Source organism: Curvibacter lanceolatus ATCC 14669, assembly GCF_000381265.1.
Lineage (GTDB): Bacteria > Pseudomonadota > Gammaproteobacteria > Burkholderiales > Burkholderiaceae_C > Curvibacter > Curvibacter lanceolatus.
Window position 1 is genome coordinate 243,437 of sequence record NZ_KB906261.1, and the last position, 6,807, is coordinate 250,243.

Below are 6,807 nucleotides of genomic sequence, written 5' to 3' on the forward strand. Positions count from 1 at the left end.
CTCACTCCGTGTGGTCGCTGCCCCCCAAGGGGGCCCAGCCCGCCTTGGGGCGGCCCGGCGGCGGTCGCATGGCCCCCACGCTCCCTCACTCCGTGTGGTCGCTGCCCCCCAAGGGGGCCCAGCCCGCCTTGGGGCGGCCCGGCGGCGGGCTGTGTCCTGTTTCTGTTTGAAAGATGCGCGATGTCAATCAAGTTGCCTGAATTCCCCCTGTACGCCACCGCTGCCGACAAGGCCGGCTGGTGGGCTGTGCGACTGCTGTGCGTGGCCGTGCTGGTGTTTCTGCTGGCCCCCATCCTGGTGATGGTGCCGCTGTCGTTCTCGGACAGCTCGTTTCTGGCCTACCCGATCCCGGGCTGGTCGCTGAAGTGGTACCGCAACCTGTTCGAATCGACCGAATGGGCCCGCGCCACGCGCAACAGCTTCATCGTGGCGCCGGCCGCCACGCTGCTGGCCACCTCGCTGGGCACGCTGGCGGCGGTGGGCCTGTCGCGCGCCACCTTCCCGTTCAAGGGCCTGCTGATGGGCGTGCTGATCGCGCCCATGGTGGTGCCCATCGTGGTGGTGGGTGTGGCCACCTACCTGTACTTTGCCCCGATCGGCCTGGCCGACAGTTACTTCGGCCTGATCATCGTGCACGCCGCCCTGGGCGCGCCCTTTGTGCTGACCACGGTGCTGGCCACGCTGGCGGGCTTCAACCACAACCTGGTGCGCGCCTCGCTGAGCCTGGGCGAGACCCCGTTCAACACCTTCTTCCGCATCACCCTGCCAGTGATTGCACCGGGCGTGATCTCGGGCGCACTGTTCGCCTTTGCCACCTCGTTTGACGAAGTGGTGGTGACGCTGTTCCTGGCCGGGGCCGAGCAGGCCACGCTGCCGCGCCAGATGTTCACCGGCATCCGCGAGAACATCTCGCCCACGATTGCCGCCGTGGCCACGCTGCTGATCTGCTTCACCACCGCCTTGCTGCTGGCCCTGGAATGGCTGCGCGGGCGCAAGCGCTGAGCCGGAACCAGTTCATGAGCATCCCCACCCCATCGCACCTGAACCAGCCCCTGGGCGGCAACGCCATGCCGCGTTTTGCCGGCCTGGCCAGCATGATGCGGCTGCCCGTGACCACCTCGGCCCATGGGCTGGACGCCGCCTTCATCGGTGTGCCGCTGGACATCGGCACCTCCAACCGCTCGGGCACGCGCTTCGGGCCGCGCCAGATCCGGGCCGAATCCTGCCTGCTGCGCCCCTACAACATGGCCACCGGTGCCGCGCCCTTCGATGCGCTGCAGGTGGCCGACCTGGGCGACGTGCCCATCAACACCTACTCGCTGCCCAAATCGGTGGACATCATCACCGCGTTTTACGACGAGGTGCTGGGACACGGCTGCGTGCCCCTGACGCTGGGTGGCGACCACACCATTGCCCTGCCCATCTTGCGCGCCGTGGCCAAACGCCACGGCCCGGTGGCACTGATCCACATCGACGCCCATGCCGACATCAACGACGACATGTTTGGCGAAAAGATCGCCCATGGCACGCCGTTTCGCCGGGCCGTCGAAGAAGGCCTGCTGGCGGGCGACAAGGTGTGGCAGATCGGCCTGCGCGGCACCGGCTACGCCGCCGACGACTTTGACTGGCCGCGCCAGCAGGGCTTCACCGTGGTGCCCGCGCACGAGGTCTGGTACCAGTCGCTGGCCCCCTTGATGGCCCAGGTGCGCGAGCGCATCGGCCCCGAGCACCCGGTGTACATCAGCTTTGACATCGACGGGCTCGACCCCAGCTACGCTGCCGGCACCGGCACCCCTGAAATCGGTGGCTTGAGCGTGCCCCAGGGCCTTGAAATCGTGCGCGGCTGCCGCGGATTGAACGTGGTAGGGTGCGACCTGGTGGAGGTCAGCCCGCCCTACGACACCAGCGGCAACACGGCCTTGCTGGCCGCCAACCTGCTGTACGAAATGCTATGTGTGCTGCCCGGCGTGCCCTACCGCTGAGCCCAGCCCGCCCTCCTTCCTACCCCCTTTCATTTTCCAAACCAGGACATCCAAGCCATGGACATGAAGACCTCCCCCCTCGCCCTGCTGAACGACCCCAGCCTGCTCAAAACCGATGCACTGATCAACGGCCAATGGGTGACCGGCAGCAGCCGTTTCGACGTGAACGATCCGGCCACCGGCCTGAAACTGGCCGATGTGGCCAACCTGGGCCCAGCCGATGCCGAAGCCGCCATCGCGGCTGCCAATGCCGCCTGGCCCGCCTGGCGCGCCAAGACCGGCAAAGAGCGCCACGCCATCCTGCTCAAGTGGTACCAATTGCTGATGGCCAACCAGGAAGACCTGGGCCGCATCATGACCGCCGAGCAAGGCAAGCCCTTTGCCGAGGCCAAGGGTGAAGTGGCCTACGGCGCCAGCTTTGTCGAGTGGTTTGCCGAAGAAGCCAAGCGCGTGAACGGCGAAACCCTGCCCCAGTTCGACAACAACCGCCGCCTGATGGTGCTCAAGCAGCCCATCGGCGTGTGCGCCGCCATCACGCCCTGGAACTTCCCGCTGGCCATGATCACCCGCAAAGTGGCTCCGGCCCTGGCCGCCGGTTGCCCGGTGGTGATCAAACCCGCCGAACTCACCCCCCTGACCGCGCTGGCCGCCGCCGAGCTGGCCGTGCGCGCCGGCATCCCGGCCGGGGTGTTGAACCTGCTGACCGCCGATGGCAACAACAGCATTGCCGTGGGCAAGGTGCTGTGCGCCAGCGACGTGGTGCGCCACATCAGCTTCACGGGCAGCACCGAGGTGGGCCGCATCCTGATGGCGCAAAGTGCGCCCACGGTCAAGAAGATGTCGCTCGAACTCGGTGGCAATGCACCCTTCATCGTGTTTGACGATGCCGACCTCGACAGCGCCGTCGAAGGCGCCATGGCCAGCAAGTACCGCAATGCCGGCCAGACCTGCGTGTGCGCCAACCGCCTGTACGTGCAAGACGGTGTGTACGACGCCTTTGTGGAGAAGTTTGCCGCCAAGGTGCGCGCCCTCAAGGTGGGTAACGGCTTTGAAGAAGGCGTCAACCAGGGCCCGCTGATCGAAGACGCCGCCGTGCAGAAGGTGGAGCGCCACCTGGCCGACGCCCTGGCCAAGGGCGGCCGCGTGGTGGCCGGCGGCAACAAGCTGCCCGGCCAGTTTGTCGAACCCACCGTGGTGGCCGACGCCACCGCCGACATGCTGTGCGCCCGCGAAGAGACCTTCGGCCCCTTCGCGCCGGTGTTCCGCTTCAAGACCGAGCAAGAAGCCATCGACGCGGCCAACAACACCGAGTTCGGCCTGGCCAGCTATTTCTACAGCCGCGACGTGGGCCGCATCTTCCGCGTGAGCGAGGCCCTGGAGTACGGCATGGTGGGCATCAATGCCGGCATCATCGCCACCGAGCACGTGCCCTTCGGCGGCGTCAAGCAGTCGGGCCTGGGCCGCGAAGGCTCGCACCATGGCATGGACGACTATGTGGAACTCAAGTACCTGTGCTTGGGTGACATCTTGAAATGAAATAGGCCCACCCTGTTGGGGCCTCACTGCGTGTGGCCCCCTCCCCCTCAAGGGGCACACCCAGAGGCCTGGCAAAGCCAGCTCCTCGGGTGCTGCTGGCTTGGCCTGCTCCGCGGCCATCTGAGCCTTGAGGTGGTGACGAACTAAAACCATGGTTGAGGCGGTTTTGCGCCTCCGAGTCATTCCCTTTCAAACAAGGGGGCAATCCCCGCGCATTTGTCGAAGCGCTGGGCTTTGGAGAGGCTTGGCCGCTGCTAGGATGGGCGGCAGCAACTCTTGAGCCCTTGGCTCCTTCGCGCATGACAGACCAAATCCGGATCGCCAGCGAATTGCTGCGTGCTTTTTCGGGCCAGCTGCCGCTGAGCCTGGACTTGTATGTGGAGGGCATTGCCGCGAACGAGGCGGCCCTGGCGGCCTCGCTCAATGACGATGCCGACGACGCCCTGCTGTGTGTGCTGGTGGATGAGGGCGAAGCCGCCGTGCTGTTGATCGGCTGGGACGGCACGCTGTACCGCAATGAAAAAGGCCTGAGCCACCTGCGCGCCATGTGGAAGGAGCGCTACCACAACCACCTGACCACCCTGATCCCGGTGTTTGCTGAACACATCAGCGAGCACAACCTCGGCGTGGCCGGCATCCGCTGGACGGCCACCGAGGGGGGCGACGCCTGAGCCGGAGGCCGCAGCGGGCCCCCAGGCTCGGGCTCAGAACTCGGCGTGCAGGCGCACCGAACCCACGTTGACCGGGCCCCGGTCGGCATTGTAGGCCGGGTTGCTGATGCGCTGGTAATCGAGCGACACCCAGAGGTTCTTGTTCACGTTGAAGTTGTAGTACAGCTCGACCAGGGTTTCGGGCTTGTAGCGCAGCGCCCCATCGCCAATGAAGAACGAGATACCGCCGGCGGCCAGGTAGGCGCGGCGGTCGGACGACAGCATGTTCTTGGCGAACATGAAGCCCACGGTGTCTTGCGCCCGGCCCCAGGCCTTGCCCGAACTGGAGTAACCGGTCGAGAACGAGGCATCGGCCTCGGCAAAGGCATAGGTTTCGGTCTTGCCGTCGGCCTTCATGGCCCGCATGAACACACCGGACTCGGGGTCGATGGCCTGCTCGATGTTCAGGCCCAGGCCGTATTTGGTCTGTTCCGCCCCGCGAACGGCTGCGATCCATTGTTTGTCGGTGGCTCCCGGGTTGGCCAGCCCATAGGCCAGTGCGGCATCGTAGCGGGCCAGCTGCGCCCGTGCCCGCCAGGCCAGCACCCGCACCTTGCCCGGCTGACCGGCCAGCTCATGGGCATGCTCCACCTCGAACTGATCGCCATAGTGCTTGAAGATGCGCAGATCCACCGGCTGCCCATTGGGCGTGGTGGGCCCGGTCATGCGCCCGACCCGCAGCACCCAGGGGCCCTGGTACCACTCAAGCGCTGCGCCCCAGCCAAAACCGCGGGCGTCGGCCGCGTAGTCGTACGAGGTGTGCGACATGCCCGACCAGTTCAGGAACTGGGTGCGCGGGTCTTTGGCGTAGGCGTTGTCGTCAAACACATCGAGCGTCGAGAAATTGCCGGCCGTCAGCACCCAGCGGTTGCGGTCCACCGTGCCGGCCATCTGATCGACGGCAGCGTCCACCTTGTCCTGCCCGCCGCCCTGGTTCCAGGTCTGACGCAAAAACAGCTTTTGGCGGTACAGCGTGGGGTTGGTGCCGCTGACCCGCGTGGCCTCACCGTTGGTGAAACCGCCCAGGCCCGTGAGGGACGACAGCGGCAAGCCCTGGTTGATCTCGGGAACGAAATAGACCTCGCCATCTTTCCAGGGCTTGAAGCCCAGATAGGCATCGAAGGTCAGGGTGTAGCTTCGCTCTGCCTGCGGTGTGAGGCTGTTGGGGCCCGAATAGGCCGCTTGAAAGGCCTTCTTCTTTTGCCAGATGTAGGTGCTCTGGAAGCGGGCCATGCTGCTTTCCTCGGCCGCAGGCACTTCTGCGTCCGCGCCACCATCGGCCCAGGCAGGCATCGCGACCAAAGTGAAGGCGCCCAGCAGCAGCCCAGAAAGTTGATTCAGACGAAAGTACACAAGCGCATCCAATTTGCAAGACCGCGCAGTATAGGGGGGGTGCCGTGACGGCGCTGTGACCAATAGAACGTTGATGATGGGGGCGCTGTTTTTATGCGCCCTGGCCTGGTTTGGCCTGCCTGGGCCGGTGCGCCCGCCCACCCTGACCCTGAATCTGACGGTGATGGGGTTTTCGGCCAGTGGCTTCACCTTGACCGGGGCGTGCGCCAAAGATGCCGCGCCACCCGCCCACGCCGGCATGGCGGTCAGTATCGCCAACACGGGCGGCTTATTCGGGGCGGCCTTGCTGCAGCGGCTCAGTGGCTACTGGATCGATCAGCTGCACGGGGGCCGCACAGATTTCAACACCTATGGCGCGCAAGACTTCAAGGTGTGCCTGCGGCTCCACATGGCCGCCGTGGCCATCGCGATGCTGGCCGCGGCGCTGCTGCGCGACAGATCTCCGACACCGCACCCAGCCCCTGTCGCGGCAGGCCTACAGCCCACCCGTTGAAGCCCTGCGATTGGAGGCTTGCCGCCTTTCTTGGAGGTCTTTAGACGTCCAACTTGAACACAGTGACCGTGCCCACCAAATCGCGGGCCTGAACCTCCAGGCTGGCCGCAGCCGCCGCCATTTGTTCTACGAGCGCAGCGTTTTGTTGCGTGGCCAGATCCATTTGCTGGACAGCTTCCCCGACTTGCGCCACGCCCATGCTTTGCTCGCTGCTGGCAGCACTGATCTCCGCCACGATGTCTGACAGTCTGCGGATGGAGGCCACCACTTCGCTCATGGTGTTGCCTGCCTGGTCAACCAGGGTACTGCCTTGTTCGACTCGCTCGACGCTGGCCGAAATCAAGGTGTTGATCTCTTTGGCGGCGGCCGCACTGCGGCCGGCCAGGCTACGCACTTCCGAGGCCACCACGGCAAAACCACGCCCTTGCTCACCGGCCCGGGCCGCCTCCACCGCGGCATTCAAGGCCAGGATATTGGTTTGAAATGCAATCCCGTCGACCACGGAAATGATGTCGGCGATCTTCTTGGACGACTCATGGATGCCCTTCATGGTTTCCACCACCTGGGTCACCACATCGCCGCCACGCACGGCAACCTGGCTGGCATTTTGGGCCAACTGGTTGGCCACTTGCGCACTGTCCGCGTTCTGACGCACCGAGCTGCTCAGTTGCTCCATCGAGGCCGCGGTTTCTTCCAGCGCACTGGCCTGGCTTTCTGTTCGACTGCTCAGATC

The 6,807-nt window shown here is 65.4% G+C and carries 7 protein-coding genes; 5 read left to right on the plus strand and 2 right to left on the minus strand.

Features of this window, described 5'->3' with window-relative positions; all coding sequences use genetic code 11:
• Positions 1 to 180 precede the first annotated feature (180 nt).
• The 4 genes from F624_RS0117490 (at position 181) to F624_RS0117505 (ending at position 4,189) form a co-directional block, all read left to right on the plus strand.
• Positions 181 to 1,002 carry an ABC transporter permease gene (locus F624_RS0117490; protein ID WP_019575628.1) on the plus strand — a complete coding sequence of 274 codons (822 nt, stop codon included), beginning with the start codon at positions 181 to 183 and terminating at the stop codon, positions 1,000 to 1,002.
• Between the two features lie 14 nt (positions 1,003 to 1,016).
• Positions 1,017 to 1,982, plus strand: a complete 966-nt coding sequence (gene speB, locus F624_RS0117495) for an agmatinase (protein ID WP_031255386.1) — start codon at positions 1,017 to 1,019, stop codon at positions 1,980 to 1,982.
• A gap of 57 nt (positions 1,983 to 2,039) precedes the next feature.
• A complete protein-coding gene (locus F624_RS0117500) occupies positions 2,040 to 3,518 on the plus strand; it encodes an NAD-dependent succinate-semialdehyde dehydrogenase (protein ID WP_019575630.1) in 1,479 nt (492 codons plus the stop codon).
• Positions 3,519 to 3,817: 299 nt separating this feature from the next.
• Complete coding sequence (locus tag F624_RS0117505) at positions 3,818 to 4,189, plus strand: hypothetical protein (RefSeq protein WP_019575631.1); 372 nt, start codon at positions 3,818 to 3,820, stop codon at positions 4,187 to 4,189.
• A 33-nt stretch (positions 4,190 to 4,222) separates the two neighbouring features.
• On the opposite strand, the gene F624_RS0117510 is transcribed toward F624_RS0117505, so the two are convergent.
• Positions 4,223 to 5,461, minus strand: a complete 1,239-nt coding sequence (locus tag F624_RS0117510) for a carbohydrate porin (protein WP_245573666.1) — start codon at positions 5,459 to 5,461, stop codon at positions 4,223 to 4,225.
• 193 nt (positions 5,462 to 5,654) lie between these two features.
• On the opposite strand from F624_RS0117510, the gene F624_RS0117515 reads away from it, so the two are divergent.
• Entirely contained in the window at positions 5,655 to 6,074 is a 420-nt protein-coding gene (locus tag F624_RS0117515) for an MFS transporter (protein ID WP_031255387.1), read from the plus strand.
• Between the two features lie 40 nt (positions 6,075 to 6,114).
• Here F624_RS0117515 and F624_RS0117520 read toward each other — a convergent pair.
• Positions 6,115 to 6,807: methyl-accepting chemotaxis protein (locus F624_RS0117520; protein WP_019575634.1), on the minus strand; the 693-nt coding region annotated here is incomplete at its 5' end.